Below are 16,527 nucleotides of genomic sequence, written 5' to 3' on the forward strand. Positions count from 1 at the left end.
CATCTTTTAAATTTTTCTTTCTAATTTTTATTCTATTATTTCAATAAACAACTTCTTCCTCAGCAATATCATTAACATAATTAACCTTTTTAGTCAATTTCCCATCCTCATCATAAAATTCCCAAATTCCCTCTTTTTTCCCAGCTTTATAATTTCCAATTATTGCTAGATTATGATTACTATAATAAAATTTTGCCAATCCTTCTCTTGGCTCTCCCCACTTGCTTAACCACATTGAATGTATTTTTGTCTTCTCTCTAAATATCGTAGAAAATTTATCGTTTAATTCCAAATCAACAACAAACTCAAAAAGAGCATTAAAACTTGCAGCAAAAAATCCCTTATCAATATTCCCTTTTAACCAAATCCAGTTATCCCCCACAACTGTATAATCATCAGCTACTTCAAAATAAAAATTTCCTTCATTTGTTATCTGAATATTATCAACAAAAATATAATTTCTATACTTATCCAATGGAAATACTTTTGTTTTCCATATTCTTTCTGCTTCTTCTTTTGTAAAATCGTCTTTTAAAATTTCAAATAACATATCATAGCAAGTTGGATACTCTGGAAATACTCCATCATCAAAAAAATCATCATTCAGCACATCATAAAAATACTTAACCATCGTATCTTTCACTTTTTTATTCCATTCATCCTGATTAAGATACAATTCTTCGAAAATTTTAAACATTTTTTCTTTTTCAATTTCAATATTATCACATTCTTTAGAAATTGTTAGTCTTACCCGTATTTCTTTACCTTTCCAAATGATTTTCCCATACCATTCTTTAAAATAACTACTAGATGTATTTTCACCAAAATCCTGAATTTCCATATCTGATTTTCCTTTCTAAAAAAATTTAAGAAAATTAATCCATATAAAACTCGTCTATTTCACCATTAAAATTACACTCAGCATAAAACATTTTATCAACAAAAAACAATCTTTCGTACATAGTAATAGAAAAACTATTTTCATCATCGTCAGTTAAATCAATTGTTATTTCCATATCTTCATTATCAATTAACTTTTTAAATGCTTCTTTTGTAAGAAAATTATTTTTCATAATTTTTTCTGTATCTTCTTTTCCAATAATTTTAAGCAATTCTTTCTCCACTTCATCAATACTCTTTGTTTCATAATAAATTTCAGCATACTCAGGCTTTACCCATTTTTCTTCATTAAACCAGTCAACAAACTCTTCAGCAAACAAATTTTTACATTTTTTATCCCAATATTCTTTATTTTCTAAAATTTTTTCAACCATTTCTTCGACTTCTGCTTCATCAAGTTCATCTTCATCAATATCATCTTCACCATTACAGTATAATTTCATTTCTATCTCGTGATTTATCCACATCACTTTACGAGTGTACTCTCCATTTATGATTTCCCAATTTTTCATTTTTACTCCTTTTTTGACTACTTATGATTCTTCTCATACTTCCTAATCTCATCCTCATGTTCCAATGTCAATCCAATTGAATCAAGCCCTTTCAGTAATCTCTGTTTCCAGCTTTCCTCCAGCTCAAAGAAATAATCTTTTCCATTTGCAGTCAATTTATTGTTTTCAAGATCAACTGTCACTTTTGCATCTCCAGGAAGTTTAGCTAGCTCCAATCTGTCCGCTTCCGGCAAAGTTATCGGCAAATATCCGTTATTCAGCCAGTTCATATAGAATATCCCCGAATACCCTCCTGCAACAATTACATGAAATCCATAATCCTGCAATGCCCAAGCCGCATGTTCCCTGCTTGAACCACAACCAAAGTTATCTCCAGTAATCAAAATTGTTCCTGTCTTGTATTCAGGCTTATTTAAATTAAAATCCATATTATCTGTTCTGTCCTCATTGTATCTCCATTCATCAAATACATATTGTCCAAATCCTGTTTTTTCGATACTTTTTAAATATTGTTTTGGAATTAATTGATCCGTGTCAATATTGTCATTCATTATTGGAACGATTGTTCCTTCATATTTTGTAAATGGTTTCATTTTTATCTCCTTCATTTTTATAGTTATTTATAAAACTCTAAGAATTTCAATAAATATAATATTTTTTCATTTTTATCTCCTTTATTTTTAACCCACCTGTCTATTTTAAAAATTTCAATATTTTTTTTATATGTTTAAGTTCATTCATTATAATGCACTTTTTCATGAAATCATAATTTGGCTTGCCTTCTTTATCTGAAGGTAGCATTATTTTCTGCCTTTTCAATCTTCCAGTTCCCATTTTATAGCCATAACCATATTTCCCCTTCTGTTCAGATATCATAAAGGAAATAAACTTTCCAACATATTCATTTTCGTATTTTGACTTTAATTTTCTTGTATCATTTCCAAATAATGCTTCATAGTTATGATAAAATGAATGTCCCACAGAACCATTCCTGTTAACTGAAATACAATTTTTATCTTTAGTTTTATTTGTATTATTTACAAAATATCCAATTCCATTATTAGAAGCAGTCGCTGTTACATAAGGTATATCTCCTTGTATTCTTTCACGTTCATATATATCTTTTCCTGAATATATTTTACAAACATCTTCAATAAAATATTCTTTCCATGTTGTATTATCCAATAAATAAATATTATTCAAATTATTTTCTAATATATATATATATATATTCTAATATTTTACTAATTTTACTTATTTTAAGTTTTTGAATAAATTGACTCATATACTCCCAATGTGGCTGTCCATTTTCGTCTACTGGTAAAATTATTTTTTGTCTATTCATTCTTTTAGCATTAAATTTATAACCATATTGATATTTATTTTTTTGCTGTAAAATTACTTGTTTTAAAAATAGATATGTATATTCGTCTCCACAATCTTCATTTTTAAATTTTACTCTTTTTACATCATCAGAAAAAATACATTCATAAGAATGATAAAAATTTTCTACAACACTTCCATTATAATTGACTCCTAAAACATTTTTATCTAAACTTCTATTGGTATTTCCCACAAATTCTGTAATTCCGTTACTCGAATCACTCGCACCTATAAAAGGAATTTTCCCACTTATCTGATCTGATTTTGTTAATCTAACTCCTGATTTTACACTTAAAATTTCTTCAATCCAAAATTCCTTCCATTCAACTTCTAAATCTAAAAATTCAAATCCTAATTTAAGAAGTTTATTCTCGTAATAATTTGCCACTTTTTGAGATTGCTCTTTCATTTCCTGCTTTATATAATCTTCCATAAATTGCCAATTTGGATTTCCTTGAGCACCTATTGGTAACAATAAAATTCCATTTTTTAGCCGATTACTATTAAACAGATAACCATAAGAAGCTTTTGATTTTGAAGTTTTTTCAATAGCTGAACAAATGAATATTCCATTAAATTTATTTAATTTTTTATTTCTTAACACATTTACTGAAGCTCCGCTAAAACCTCTACCAACAAAATCATACTCATGAAAAAAACAACTTCCTTTTATTGGATCAACAGTTATCGAAAAACCTTTTGTAATAATTTTTTCGTCTCTATGTATAAAATTTATTACTGCATTATTAATAGAAGCTGTTGAGACATAAGGAATTTCTCCATTCTCATAATTTTCAACTGGCTTTCCTTTTACAGTTTCTATTTCAAAAATATCTTTTATTTTAAATTCTCCCCATTCTACACTGTCCAAAGTCAGCTTACTCATAATCTTCCTCGCTTTCGGACACTTTCAGTTCATCTTTTTCATTTTCTTTTGTATATTCCACCGTTTCCTCATCACTCAACCCAAATAAATAGCCTCTTCCATGAGTTATCATATTCACTTCAAAAGTCAAATAATCAGCTACTGTTTTTTTGAAATCTTCTTCGCTTGGGATCTCATCATTAAAATAGTAAAATGAATGAAGCCACTCGTCATCAGCTTCTATTGTAGTTTCTACACAAAATTTTGTTGGTGCTTCATTTTTCCCGAACCATACATCAAGTAAATGCTGTTTTTTATCTTTATGCGAGCCATCATCGATAAGCCCTATATGTTTACTTACAATATAACCATCATTTTCAAAATTAATAAACTTGCACATTTTATTCTTAGAATGTGGGTTATGTGTAGTAAATATAGCTATGCAAGGGTTTGTACCTATTCTATAAAAGGTATTTTTATTAAGTGTAATTACTCCTTCTAAGGTATGATTTTTCAAAATTTCTTCCTTTATTTTTTTTTCTTCTTTTGTTTTTCCAGTAAATGTACTTTGAGGAACTATAACTGCTACTCTTCCATCTTCCACAATAGAATCTAGCAAATGGTTTATAAAATTAATCTCATAAAGTGCAGGATTAGTCTTAGAACCCATTGAATAAGGTGGATTCATCATTCCAACTGTACAGCCTTTTAACTGTAATTTAGCAGGATTTTCTGAAAGAAAATCTTTATTTTCCAGATTACTCTTACCATCTCCACGAAGTATCATATTTGTAGTTGCGATTGTAAACATATATGATTGTTCTTCTATTCCAAACAATTGATTTTTCTTAATATTTTTTATTTCGATTTTATCCTCTGTTTTCTTTATCATTTTATGCATTGCTGCTATTAAAAATCCTGCTGTTCCACAACAGGGATCTAATACTCTATCTTCAGGTTTCAAATCTAATAAATCACAAAAAAGTTCAGTGATATGTTTTGGAGTAAGAACAATTCCTAAATTTTGCCCATCTCCACCACTATATGACATAAATTCACCATAAAATCTTCCTAAATAATCTTCTGCTGAATCGTTATACCTTATACTTTGATAAATACTTTTATACAAAAATTCTGTAAAATGTTTTAGTGGCGTTTTACCTAATGTAGAATTAATTTCATTGATTTTCACATCATCTTTTATTATAGAAAATTGACTTAATAATTTATCTTTCTTTACTTGTGGAGAAACATTTGCACGATTCAAATTAGATTCGATAGCTCCATAAATTTTTTGACCATCTGTCTTAAAACTATCCCCATTTAAATTATCAATGCTAAAATTTCTATGCTCTATTTCTCTTAGTGCAAGTAAAATTCCAGATACAACTAAAGGTTTATTTTTTTCTTCTAAATTTCCATAATTTCTTAAATCTTCATGTAATATACTTGCTTCTTTTAGTATTTCTGCTGTTTCTTTTTCTACATCAGTACTTTCTTTTAAGATTTCTTTTACATAGTATTCATCTATATTTTCCTCACTAAAAGATATCAAAGTTTCAACATCATCAAGAACTGTATAATCTCCTCTTTCATTGATATATATTGGTGTAATTTTGTTTATTTTTTCATTTCCACTTATTCCTAAAGCTATTATTTTTTTATAGCTTGTATTTTTACTTAGATGTTTACCATAAAATAAGGCACCATTTGCTGCATAATCACAAATACTCGTTATATCTTCAGCTATAATTTCTTTTTCATTTACTTTTAAATGTTTTACTGTATCTGCCTTATCTTCAATAACAATTAAAAAATCTTTAACTACTCCAACATATTCAGGAAATCCTACTTTCCCTGTTCCTCTTTTAGATGCTGTTTGTAAAGCTTCATTTATTTCTTTTATACTGCTTCCTTGGGCTGAAAATTTAATAGCTATATTTGCTTCCTTTAATAAATCATATACCCAAAGATCAGTATTCACTTCTTTTTTCGCCATTATTTTACCTCATCCAATTCCCTTACATCCACAAATTTCCCATAAATTGCAGCCGCAGCAGCCATTGCAGGACTCACTAAATGAGTTCTTGCGCCTTTTCCTTGCCGTCCTTCAAAGTTTCTGTTGGAAGTTGAGGCACAGTGCTCTCCAGCTGGTATCAAGTCAGGATTCATTCCAAGACAAGTAGAGCACCCAGCTTCTCTCCATTCAAATCCCGCATCTTTCAAAATTTGTGCTATTCCGCTTTCTTCAGCCGCCTTTTTTACAACTTGTGAGCCAGGAACTACAACTGCCGTAATATTGGGAGCAACTTTTTTACCTTTTACAATTTTTGCGACAATTTCCAAATCGCTTAGCCTTCCATTTGTACACGAACCGATAAATACGTGTTTCAAAGGTATCTCAAATGGAGTTTGTCCTGGTTTTAGGCCCATGTATTCGTATGCTTTTTCATCATTATGATCTTTGATTTCTGGAAATTTTTCAGTAACATTGATTCCCATTTCAGGATTTGTTCCCCAAGTAACTTGTGGCTCAAGATTTGTAACATCTATTTTTATATGCTTGTCAAAGGCTTCTACAGAATCTGTATACAATTCCTTCCATTCAGCTACCTTTTTCTCAAATTCCTCACCTTTTGGTGCAAATCTTCTTCCTTTTACATAATTAAATGTAGTTTCATCAGGTGCAATAATTCCTGATTTTCCTCCACCTTCAATCGCCATATTGCATATTGTCATTCTTTCTTCCATCGAAAGCCCTCTTATCGTATCTCCAAAAAATTCAAAGGCATATCCATTTCCAAGTCCAATTCCATAAGTCTTGATTATATGTAAAATAATATCTTTTGCGTATACACCTTTTTGTAATTTTCCAGTAATTTCAATTCCCATTGTCTTAGGTTTTTTTTGCCAAATTGTCTGTGTTGCCAGAACATGCTCAACTTCACTTGTCCCAATTCCAAATGCAATCGCTCCAAATGCCCCATGAGTCGCAGTATGGCTATCCCCACAAACTACAGTTTTTCCAGGCTGTGTAAGTCCTTGCTCAGGCCCCACCATATGCACAATTCCATTATTTTCATTAAACATATCCACAAGTTCAATCCCAAATTCTTTACAATTTGCAGCAAGTGCATCAAGCTGTGCCTTAGAAATTTTATCTTTAATATCCAATCTTTGCGACATTATAGTAGGTGTATTATGATCCATCGTTCCAAAAGTCAAGTCAGGTCGTCTAACTTTTCTCCCAGCGAGTCTTAATCCCGAAAACGCCTGTGGCGACGTAACTTCGTGAATCAAATGCAAATCAATATACAAAAGCTGTGCTTCTCCAGGTTCTCCTGTAATCACATGTTTCTCCCAAACTTTATCAAACAAAGTTTTTGGTTTTTTCATTTCATTTTTAATTTCTGACATTTTTTTATCCTCCGTTTATTTCTCTCCAAATTTTTTTATTTATAATTTTTTTAAAATTTCTCTATTCTTTTTTGTTCAAATTTCTGTAATTCCTTTACTTTTTCAAAAATAATATCCACATTCTGTTCCCTTAAATAACTCATATACAAGGCTCTATCTTCTTTTTCAATTACAAATGGACTTATTTTTTCCTGAAAACACAGATACATCATAATCAACCTTCCCGTTCGTCCATTTCCATCACTAAAGGGATGAATTCGTTCAAATTCTATATGAGAATTTAATATTTCCAATAATTTTTCATCATCATTTTTACATAATTCAAGTCTATAATTAAGATTTTCAATCCAATTTTTTGTAAAAATCGGTGCTTGACTTGGTATAGAAGTTTCAAAATTTGCACCAATTATGGCATTACTATTTCTCTTAAAATTCCCTGCATTATCATTTAACCTATCCAAAATTTCCTTATTTATATTCTTTATCATGTAAATATCAAGTTTTTTGTCATTTTCAAGTTCACTTATCATATAGTCAATCGCCCTTTTATGATTCAAAACTTCAAAAACTTCACGAACACTCTTGCTACCTGGTATTATACTATCCAAAATAATTGTAGCCGTCTCATTCAATGTCAATGTATTTCCTTCAATGGCATTTGAATGATATGTCATTCTTACTGATAAATCTAAAAAATATTCATAATTTATAGTTTTTATATCCATTTTCTCCAACTCTCTATCAGTTATAATCTTTATTTCCCTCACAAAATTTTTCCCTGTATTTCATCTTTTATTTTTTGAAAACTTTCTTTTGAAAAAGAAGAAATTATTTTATCTTTATCACGGCAAACTATATATCCAATAATATACGGCATTGGCATCCAAAATACTGAATACATTTTTGCTGAAATTGAAAATTTTTCTTCTCTAATTTTAAAATTTCTAATTTTTACATAAGTTGTTCCAGTTCCATTGATAGAATAACTTGAATGTAAAGATGATATTTGTGAATTATATTTTACTAAAATTTCTAATATTTTTTCTTTCTGATATTCATCCAGTAATTTTACCTTCGGAAACTGTTTATATATTTTGAAGAAAGAAAATGGTAAAGTCAAAAATGGTATTCCAAATGCCAATATTACCAAAATATTCCAAAATCTACTTAATCCATCTTTCTGCAACTCTCCATTTTTATAAATTTCTTTTTTCTTAACTTTACCATTTTTATGATATTCTATTTTTTCTCCATCCAAAAATCGATTCCATTCAGATGTTGTTTTCAAGTTCCCGTTTTCATACCGCTCTATTCTCTTTCCATATAAAACATCATCTTTGTATTCTGTTTCTGATTGAATATTTCCGTTTTCATAAAACTCTTTCACATTTCCGTTTAGTTTATCATTAACATAAATAAGTTCGGCTTTTAATTTTCCATTTTTATAATAATAATTTGTTATTCCCTGCCTCAACCCTTCCTTAAGAGCATATACACTTGAAATTTCTCCACTATCATACCGAACTATTATATTCCCTGAAAATGGCTTATTTTCTCCTTTTACATAGGCCTTTCCATCAATAATTTCAACTTCTTTTTCTTCAACTTGTATTTTTTCATCCGAATACAGTACACCACCAAATATAAAACATATCAGAAATATACAATTTAAAAATTTAAACTTCATTGACTTTCAGACCTTTCGTAAAACAATCAATAGCAATCCCAGTTGTAAAAAACATCTGAAAAATCTTTATTTCTCAATTTTTCACGATTTATAAAGAAATTCATCACTCCACAATCTCCAATCATAATTTCCCCTCCACTGTCAATTTGAAATAACAAAGTGTCATATTCTTTCAATTGTTCTTCATCTCTTGGCTCAAATTGAGTAAAAAATGGAAATCCATTGCATTTTGTTCCACCATTTTCCCCATCAGAATTACTTTCAAATATTTCCTCAACTTTTTGATACAATTTTTCTTTTTCATTTACATCGATATTTTTTTCTTTTAGCACTTCTTCAAATAACTTTTCCAAAAGTGTATAATCAAAAGTCTCTTTTTCACTACTTTTCAAAGAAAAATTCATTTTACAAGGCTTATTTGCTATTTCTAAATTTCCTGAATTTTCTCTATAAGGATTGTACATTTTCTTAAACTCAACTTCCGAATGATAATCTTCAATTTTTTCATAATAAATCACATCAAAACCATCTCGATTTGTATAATCGTCAAAATCCAATCCCAGCAAATCTTCTCCCAAAATCCAAAACTGCAAAATACCTTCCTGCGGGAAATCTTCAAGCCCCTTCAAATCCTCACAATTTATCTGTGCAAGAAACATAAATTGTTGTCCTTTTGAATTTGTTGGAATTTTTCTCCCTTTTGGAATATACGGAATCCCTTCAATTTTGCTATCCGTTATTTTTATTTCTTTTGAAGCATTGACCGAAGCATCTGCAACCATCATTTCTTTTGCCGTTTCCTGATATTTTTTCTCTATTTCCTTAAAAATATCTTTTGCTGAAATTTTTAATTCTTTCTCTTCCATTTCACACCTCTTACAAGTCTTTACTTAACTTTCCTCAATTTTAGCACCACAATTTCAGGCTGTGCAAAAAATCTTATAAACATCTCAAAGGCTCCACCGCCAACACCTGAAGTAGTATAAATCTTATTTCCGTCATATTCCTTCAAACCGTAACCGTACTTCCATGGATGCTTAATTTCTGCCCATAAAATTAATCCAAACAATGTTATCTGTCCACCATGAGTATGCCCTGCCAAAGTCATATCTGATTTTTCCTTCTGTTCATTTGTCATTTCTTCAAAATAATCAGGATTATGTGTGATGAAGATATTAAAATCATCTTTTTTTATACCATTAAGTGCCTTCTGTGCATCAGGTTTCCCTTTTAGCAAATCATCAACTGCTGAAATGTAGACACTCTGGTTATTTACGGTTATTTTGTCATTTTCATTTACCAGCACTTTGTACCCAAGGCTTTTCAGTCCAGCCATATTTTTTTCCACAGAATTATAATCATGATTTCCCAAAACTGCATAAATTCCATATTTAGGCTTTTTTAACTTTTCCATTCCTTTGTAAAATCGTGGAATTTTACCAGTCCAGTTGGTATAATCGCCACCCAGAATTATAATATCCTTTTCCTGTTCATTTATCAGTTTAATAATCCTATCAAGCTGCTTCTGATTAAACCTCGCATAAGTATCCAGCTGAAAATCTGCTGCAAAGATAATCTTCTTTCCATCAAATTCTTGTGGGATATCCTTTGAGGCAATTTCTATTGTTCTAACCTTGAGCTGTGTATACTCATAATGTGCGTAAATTAGACAAATCAAAAAAAATATTGTTAAAATTCCCAAAACTGATAATATTTTCTTTTTTGTTTTCATAAACTTTTTCCTTCTTAATTTTTTTAAATATTAAATTTATTAGTTGTGCATTTCATCATACATTCTTGCCAATTCCAACGTTCTTGATCTTGTTCTTCTTACTCTTATCCTCATCTCTTCCAATCCTCCTAATGTTCCACATCCTACCCTTTCTCCATTTGAATCCGCAGGACAATATTCATCCATTGCTGTATTTACTTCTTTTTCTACACTTTTTATCCATGCTTTCTGGCTATTTTGAAGTTTTGCTTTCTGACTTCCTGAAAGTTCTGACATTAAAAGTGAATATATTTTATTAAGCTCCTTAGTCCATGCCTCATTAGCATCTTCATTATTTCTTAAAGCATCTATTTCAGAACTAACATTACCTTCATTTGCAGAAGTCATTCTACTTTTCAAATCCTTTTCATAAGTAGTTCTATTTTTTACAACATTAGTATTATTTACTGAAGTTGTTAATTGTTGAGTTATATTTTTAGTTTTATCTGTTGTGGATACAGGTGTACTTATTGTTGCTTGCTTTTCAGATTGAGTTTTTAAAATTTCATGCTCCTTAGCTCTATTCTCTAATTTTTTTGTCTGTACATTCAACTTTCTAGCTTCCTGATAGTAATTATAAAGTAAAAAACCACTACCAAGAAATAATACTGCAAATATCCCAATTATTATCTTTTTATCCATAATCCAGCAACTCCTTTTATTTAGTTTTCATTTTATCAAATTTTCTAAGTATGCATCTCCGCTTCAACATCCTTAATACTTTTTTCAGGCTGTACAAGCCATTCTAGTGCCAATCTTATGAAATGAATAATACTTTCATCATAAGGAAATTTCTTGTTATTATGATTTTCAGTGTGTATTCTCAGTTCCACTGCACTCCAGTTAAGTCTGTACAAATAATCAAGCATATCCATTATTTCATCTTTTGAACGTAATTCTGCTTTATTCATCAACGTTTCTAAATCATTATTCAAAAAATATTTTATTGTTCCCTTAACATCACAAATTGTACTCAAATCTGTTAATTCCTGTAATGATAAAGCCCATAGCAGTACTGGTGGACATTCGTAACGCCAATTATATTCTGAATTTATTTTTACATCATCTGTATATTTTTCAAGATAATTTTTTTCTTCATTAGTCAAAACTTCTTTAATCTCGTATTGCTTTTCAAATATTTCAAAAAACTCTTTGATTTTTTCTTTGGCATTTTCCTGCATTTCATTATAAAGTTCTGATGCAATTCCTGTCATCTGTATTGCAGCTGCTCTTTTTATAATCAATTCTTTATCAGGAATAACAGCCTTCGCCTCCGAAATGCTTGTATGCATATTCTCAAGATATGGCAATCCATCAGCCTTTATTTTTTCAATGCTTCTCGCCATTCTAGCATTATCTTCATCTGTCATTTCAAAATTATCAATCAATTCTTTAGGAATAAACGGCGTAAACTCTTTAAATTCTGTTCCTATCTTTTTTGAAACAAATACTTTTTTATCAGGCGAATATAAAGTTTCTGTACTAAATAACGAATAACCATCAAAACTTTTTCCTGCTCCCAAAATAAAATCCAATAATTTTACCTTTTCATTTTTCTTTTTCCCACTTTTGTAAAAATCAAAAGTTGCCGTTAATTTTGTTCTGCAATTGAAAAATGCAATTTGAGTCAATAACATCTGCTTCAAATTTTCATCTTTTATATTCACATCTGAAAAATGTTCTGCAAGCCCAGCGCCATATTTTGCAGCCATTTCACTATCATCAATTTTCCCATTGATTTCTGTACCATCTTTTAATTTTATTCTAAAAATTCGTGTCCACTCTTGTATTGGAAATTCCTTTTCAGAATCTTCCCCTTCAAAATATGATAGAACATCTTCATCCACGAAATTTTTATGCGTATCAACCGCTTCTTCCACTTTATCTCCAAAATACTCAACAATTTTTCGTGCAATTCCATCCCCATTTTTTCCAACAACTGAATGAAAATGAAAATCTTTAGCTATCCTTAAAGGTATTTCTTCTTCTTTGTTCTTTTTAAAAAAATCAAATATTCCCATTTCTTCTCTCTTTCTAAATCTAAATCTTCTTCAGTTCAAAAATCACAATCTCAGGCTGTGCAAAAAATCTAATAAACATCTCAAGAAAAGCCCCTCCTAATCCTGAAGTAATGTATATTTTATTGCCGTTATATTCCTTCATTCCATATCCATACTTCTTCTTATCCTTTATAGCCGACATAATGATTTTTCCAAAGAAAGTAACCTGTCCGCCATGAGTATGTCCAGCAAGTGTCATATCTGCTTTTTCCTTCTCATCTTCTGTCATTTCCTCAAAGTATTCAGGATTATGAGTCAAAAATAATACAAAGTCCTCCTTTTTCAATCCTTCAAGAGCTTTTTTCGCATCAGGCTTTCCGTGCCACAAGTCTGTTACTCCAGCAATATATATATTTTCATTATTTATTGTTATTTTCCTATTTTCATTTACGAGCAGATTAAATCCAAGTTTTTTCATATTTTCAGCCGTTTCTTCTGCTCCTGGATACTCATGATTTCCATAAATTGCATATACTCCAAGTTCTGGAATCTTTATATCCTTAGCATCTTCATAAAACTTAGGAATATTTTTCTCCCAAGTCGCATAATCTCCTCCCAGTAGTATAATATCTTTCTTTTGTGCATTAATCAGTTCAATCGCCTTTTTCTGCTGTTTTCTATTATACCGTGTCATCGTATCATATTGAAAATCTGCAACAAATAATATTCTCTTCCCATTAAATTCTTTCGGAATATCTTTTGACTTTATTTCTATTGTCCTTATTTTTATATGTCTGTATTCATAATGTGAATATAGCAGAAATATAACAATCAGTCCCAGAAAACTCCATAAAATTTTAAAAATCCAACTTTTTACCTTCAATTTTTTCTCCTTATTAATAAATTTATACCGATCCCTATAAGAAATATTACATCTAAAGATCCTATGTAAACAAAATACCCATAAACAATAGCGACCATAAATATTCCCATTTTATCATCTCCAACTTCTGAAAATTCTTCTTGAGCCCACAATAAAAATAATAATATTTTTACTGCCACTCCAACTATTGTTAAAATTATCAATGGGGTTTTTTCTATTCTTGCTTTTGCATAAAAATATGATAAAAATATATTAAGCAAAGCCAATAAAAGATAACTTATTCCAAAATACGCATCTCCACCAATTTTTAAATTTCCTAAAACCGATTCTCCTAACCAAAACAATAAATTTGATGAAAGAATATTGAAACAAAGCAGATAAAGAAAATATGAACTTCTAAGAATTATTTTTTTCATTCTTTCTCCTTCTAAATAAATTGAACAATAATCCTAAATAAAAGTATAAATTTAGCATTCCCATATACGCTCCAAATCCGAATAATATAAGATATAAAACGAATCCTCCTTCTCCTCCATCCTCTGTTTCAGGAATCAACATAAAAAATCCAAGTATGCAAAAAAATACTATTACTTTTATCGCCACTATAACTAATGGCGGAATTAACAAACTTTTTTTACTGACTTTTATTTTTGAAATTAAGTAAGCGAAAGTTAGACAAATTATAATAAAAACAATCTCTATTAGTGGAAATAAGTTTTCTAAAAGCCACTCATTTTTTATATTCAGATTTATAAAAAATTCATAAATACTATTATAAATACTATTATTAAACCTCATAACCGCCAAAATAATGTCAAAAAATGTTAAAAACAATAAGTAAAATAACCAAAAAAGTACTTTTTTCATCTTTATTCTCCACCTAATTTTTTATTTAACTATTTAAAAATTTCAAAAATATTTTACTTATTAGGGTTATCATCAAGAACTATTGCACAAATAATATAAGCCAGCAGACCTGTTCCTGCAAAAAGAACCAAAACAAGCCACACTATCCTCACAATACTTGAATCAATATCAAAATATTCTGCAAGTCCTCCACATACACCTGTAATTTTTCTATCTTTTACTGATTTGTACAATTTATTTTTCATAATATAAAACTCCTTTTCTTCGTTTGTTTTAAATGCGAATATTTTCTATTTTTCTTCCTAATCACTAACAAATTCCTTAACTTTCTCAAGAAATTTCTTCCTATCCTCATCTTTTCCTTTCGCCCTCAAACTATAATGAATCCATTTTGTATTTTTTATTCCGACTCCACCAAGATTCGCCTTTCTCATTGTCATTCCAAATCCCATTATATTTAATAAAAACTTTGGTGCTTCAGCCGTTGTAATCATTTTAGCTGATTTTATTGGTAAAAGTCCTTTTATTCCATATTTCCCACTTTCATAAGCAAATCCTCTCAACATAACTTTATCCAAAAATCCTTTTAATATCGCAGGTAACGACATCCACCAAATTGGAAAAATCAATATTAGCTCATCTGTATTTTTCAAAATTTCCTGATATTTCAGAACTAAAGGATCAATGCTTTTCCCCTGCGAGTACAATCCTAGTTCTTTTTCAGTCATTACAGGATTAAATCCATCCTTATTCAAATCTATAATAGTATATTTTTCTTTTGTTTCATCAAGTTTTTCCACTGCTTTATCTAAAATTGCTTTATTGAAACTTCCATTCCATGGATGTGCAAAAACTATTGTTTTCATTTTTGAATCTCCTCTTTTCTACAAATAATTTTTCAAAATACTTTATTAAAACTTTTTGGATACATTTAAATTTAATACAAAAATTAGCAATTTCCATCTTTAAAAAAATTTTTAACCTATAATCTTTAAAATTAATTTGGCTAACAGTGTCCGCCATTTTCCAAAACCATAAAACAATAAAAGTTTTCTAAATTATGCGAACGGTGTTCACACTTTTTGTATTTAAAAAATCAGAAAATTCCCTCCATCTCTACCTAAACTAACATTAGTATTTTATCTATTCTTTTACTTCCAAAACCAAAGGCTTTCCTATAATAAGACACAAATTACCCAATACACCAAGTGTCAAAGCACTTAAAAGGAATTTACTTGTTGCTATTTCTCCATTTAAAGTTTTAAATAATAAAATTATAATTGAAAGCCAAAATATCAAAGCAAATAACCAATTTTTCCAATTAAATCTTATTTCAATTTCCATAACTTCTTTTTCAATGTTTATTTTTTGTTCCGAACTTTTAACAAAAAGTGTACTTGCTTTAATTGTATGTTCTCCATAATCTACATATTCAATTTCTTTTTTTATTCCCTTGAATGTTATTATTTCATCATCCAGAAAAAAATTCATTGAAATATTTTGTCTAATATTTGATTTATCATTTATAATCAATTTAGGCATAAATTTCCCTCTCGATCATTCAGAATTATTTATTATAAAGCCTATTTATCCCATTAATATAAGCCTTTATACTTGCTTCAACTACATCCGTACTTTGTCCTCTACCAATGAATCTGTTTCCACTTTCATCTTTCCAAAATCAATTTTAATTACCGTAAAATCTATTTCTCTCATTTTAATTTATTGAGAAACATGCAAAACTTCATACACTTTTGAATTTTCTGCTTCTTTAGGGACATCTTCAAAAAAATAATACTCCGTGTGTTTCCAATTTTCAGGGTTATATACTAATGCTTTCCCAACAATTTTATCATCTGATATAGAAAATTCCATTCTTTTCATTTTTTCCATCGGTTTTGTTTCATTTTCTATTTCCAATAAATATTTTGCTTTAGAAAAGTTTTCATCAAACTCTTGCAACAATGGTATTCCAATATTTATAGTCTGCCATCCAAAAGAATTTAAAATATTATCATAGAAACCATCAAATATGAATTTATTCATTCCTTTGTTATCTTTCCAAAAATATAATGGCGAATATTCTTTATTTTTCTCAGAGATTAAATAGGCTTTAAAAAATAAATCTTCAAATCCATCTGTTTTAAACCCATTTTCTTGCACTCTTTTTTTAATCTTATTCATATCAAAATCATTTGGAAGTTTTACTTTATACTGCATCATTATCATGTCTTTTATTCTC

At 29.3% G+C, this 16,527-nt stretch carries 20 protein-coding genes and 1 pseudogene; all 21 read right to left on the reverse strand.

From position 1 onward, the window contains the following. Positions 1–40: 40 nt before the first annotated feature. The 21 genes and pseudogenes from ACZ5B9_RS09920 to ACZ5B9_RS10020 all read right to left on the reverse strand — a co-directional run bounded on the left by ACZ5B9_RS09920 (position 41) and on the right by ACZ5B9_RS10020 (position 16,514). A complete protein-coding gene (locus tag ACZ5B9_RS09920; protein ID WP_464422450.1) occupies positions 41–841 on the reverse strand; it encodes a DUF2262 domain-containing protein in 801 nt (266 codons plus the stop codon). Between the two features lie 34 nt (positions 842–875). Continuing rightward, a complete protein-coding gene (locus ACZ5B9_RS09925) occupies positions 876–1,412 on the reverse strand; it encodes a hypothetical protein (RefSeq protein WP_464422451.1) in 537 nt (178 codons plus the stop codon). A gap of 17 nt (positions 1,413–1,429) precedes the next feature. Further along, positions 1,430–2,005: a 3-isopropylmalate dehydratase small subunit gene (leuD, locus tag ACZ5B9_RS09930; RefSeq protein ID WP_464422452.1), complete on the reverse strand. Its 576-nt coding sequence runs from the start codon at positions 2,003–2,005 to the stop codon at positions 1,430–1,432. A gap of 100 nt (positions 2,006–2,105) precedes the next feature. After that, positions 2,106–2,615 carry a restriction endonuclease subunit S gene (locus ACZ5B9_RS09935; protein WP_464422453.1) on the reverse strand — a complete coding sequence of 170 codons (510 nt, stop codon included), beginning with the start codon at positions 2,613–2,615 and terminating at the stop codon, positions 2,106–2,108. Between the two features lies 1 nt (position 2,616). Next, the gene (locus tag ACZ5B9_RS09940; protein WP_464422454.1) at positions 2,617–3,681 is read right to left on the reverse strand and encodes a restriction endonuclease subunit S; all 1,065 of its coding nucleotides are present in this window, start codon (positions 3,679–3,681) and stop codon (positions 2,617–2,619) included. Continuing rightward, positions 3,674–5,659, reverse strand: a complete 1,986-nt coding sequence (locus tag ACZ5B9_RS09945) for an HsdM family class I SAM-dependent methyltransferase (RefSeq protein ID WP_464422455.1) — start codon at positions 5,657–5,659, stop codon at positions 3,674–3,676. The genes ACZ5B9_RS09940 and ACZ5B9_RS09945 overlap by 8 nt, the downstream gene beginning before the upstream one ends. Then, positions 5,659–7,077 carry a 3-isopropylmalate dehydratase large subunit gene (gene leuC / locus ACZ5B9_RS09950; RefSeq protein ID WP_464422456.1) on the reverse strand — a complete coding sequence of 473 codons (1,419 nt, stop codon included), beginning with the start codon at positions 7,075–7,077 and terminating at the stop codon, positions 5,659–5,661. The genes ACZ5B9_RS09945 and leuC overlap by 1 nt, the downstream gene beginning before the upstream one ends. 50 nt (positions 7,078–7,127) lie before the next feature. Further along, the gene (locus ACZ5B9_RS09955) at positions 7,128–7,802 is read right to left on the reverse strand and encodes a Fic family protein (protein WP_464423958.1); all 675 of its coding nucleotides are present in this window, start codon (positions 7,800–7,802) and stop codon (positions 7,128–7,130) included. Positions 7,803–7,840: 38 nt separating this feature from the next. Next, positions 7,841–8,764, reverse strand: a complete 924-nt coding sequence (locus ACZ5B9_RS09960) for a toxin-antitoxin system YwqK family antitoxin (protein ID WP_464422457.1) — start codon at positions 8,762–8,764, stop codon at positions 7,841–7,843. A 26-nt stretch (positions 8,765–8,790) separates the two neighbouring features. Continuing rightward, entirely contained in the window at positions 8,791–9,630 is an 840-nt protein-coding gene (locus ACZ5B9_RS09965; protein WP_464422458.1) for a YwqG family protein, read from the reverse strand. Between the two features lie 20 nt (positions 9,631–9,650). Further along, positions 9,651–10,496: a metallophosphoesterase gene (locus tag ACZ5B9_RS09970; RefSeq protein WP_464422459.1), complete on the reverse strand. Its 846-nt coding sequence runs from the start codon at positions 10,494–10,496 to the stop codon at positions 9,651–9,653. Between the two features lie 39 nt (positions 10,497–10,535). Then, the gene (locus tag ACZ5B9_RS09975; RefSeq protein ID WP_464422460.1) at positions 10,536–11,177 is read right to left on the reverse strand and encodes a lysozyme inhibitor LprI family protein; all 642 of its coding nucleotides are present in this window, start codon (positions 11,175–11,177) and stop codon (positions 10,536–10,538) included. Positions 11,178–11,221: 44 nt separating this feature from the next. Continuing rightward, on the reverse strand, positions 11,222–12,556 hold the full coding sequence (locus ACZ5B9_RS09980; RefSeq protein WP_464422461.1) for a DUF4272 domain-containing protein: 1,335 nt from the start codon (positions 12,554–12,556) through the stop codon (positions 11,222–11,224). Between the two features lie 19 nt (positions 12,557–12,575). Then, complete coding sequence (locus ACZ5B9_RS09985) at positions 12,576–13,418, reverse strand: metallophosphoesterase (RefSeq protein WP_464422462.1); 843 nt, start codon at positions 13,416–13,418, stop codon at positions 12,576–12,578. Continuing rightward, complete coding sequence (locus tag ACZ5B9_RS09990; protein ID WP_464422463.1) at positions 13,415–13,834, reverse strand: flagellar biosynthesis protein FliQ; 420 nt, start codon at positions 13,832–13,834, stop codon at positions 13,415–13,417. The genes ACZ5B9_RS09985 and ACZ5B9_RS09990 overlap by 4 nt, the downstream gene beginning before the upstream one ends. Further along, entirely contained in the window at positions 13,815–14,285 is a 471-nt protein-coding gene (locus ACZ5B9_RS09995) for a hypothetical protein (protein WP_464422464.1), read from the reverse strand. The genes ACZ5B9_RS09990 and ACZ5B9_RS09995 overlap by 20 nt, the downstream gene beginning before the upstream one ends. A gap of 53 nt (positions 14,286–14,338) precedes the next feature. Beyond that, positions 14,339–14,530 carry a PspC domain-containing protein gene (locus tag ACZ5B9_RS10000; RefSeq protein ID WP_464422465.1) on the reverse strand — a complete coding sequence of 64 codons (192 nt, stop codon included), beginning with the start codon at positions 14,528–14,530 and terminating at the stop codon, positions 14,339–14,341. 57 nt (positions 14,531–14,587) lie between these two features. Then, positions 14,588–15,151: an NAD(P)H-dependent oxidoreductase gene (locus ACZ5B9_RS10005; protein ID WP_464422466.1), complete on the reverse strand. Its 564-nt coding sequence runs from the start codon at positions 15,149–15,151 to the stop codon at positions 14,588–14,590. 277 nt (positions 15,152–15,428) lie between these two features. Beyond that, complete coding sequence (locus tag ACZ5B9_RS10010) at positions 15,429–15,827, reverse strand: hypothetical protein (protein WP_464422467.1); 399 nt, start codon at positions 15,825–15,827, stop codon at positions 15,429–15,431. A gap of 25 nt (positions 15,828–15,852) precedes the next feature. Beyond that, positions 15,853–15,948, reverse strand: a pseudogene (locus tag ACZ5B9_RS10015) (alpha-isopropylmalate synthase regulatory domain-containing protein); the annotation flags it as partial. 59 nt (positions 15,949–16,007) lie between these two features. Beyond that, a complete protein-coding gene (locus tag ACZ5B9_RS10020) occupies positions 16,008–16,514 on the reverse strand; it encodes a DUF4865 family protein (protein WP_464422468.1) in 507 nt (168 codons plus the stop codon). Positions 16,515–16,527: the final 13 nt, after the last annotated feature.

This window comes from Leptotrichia sp. SK-5, from assembly GCF_055387215.1.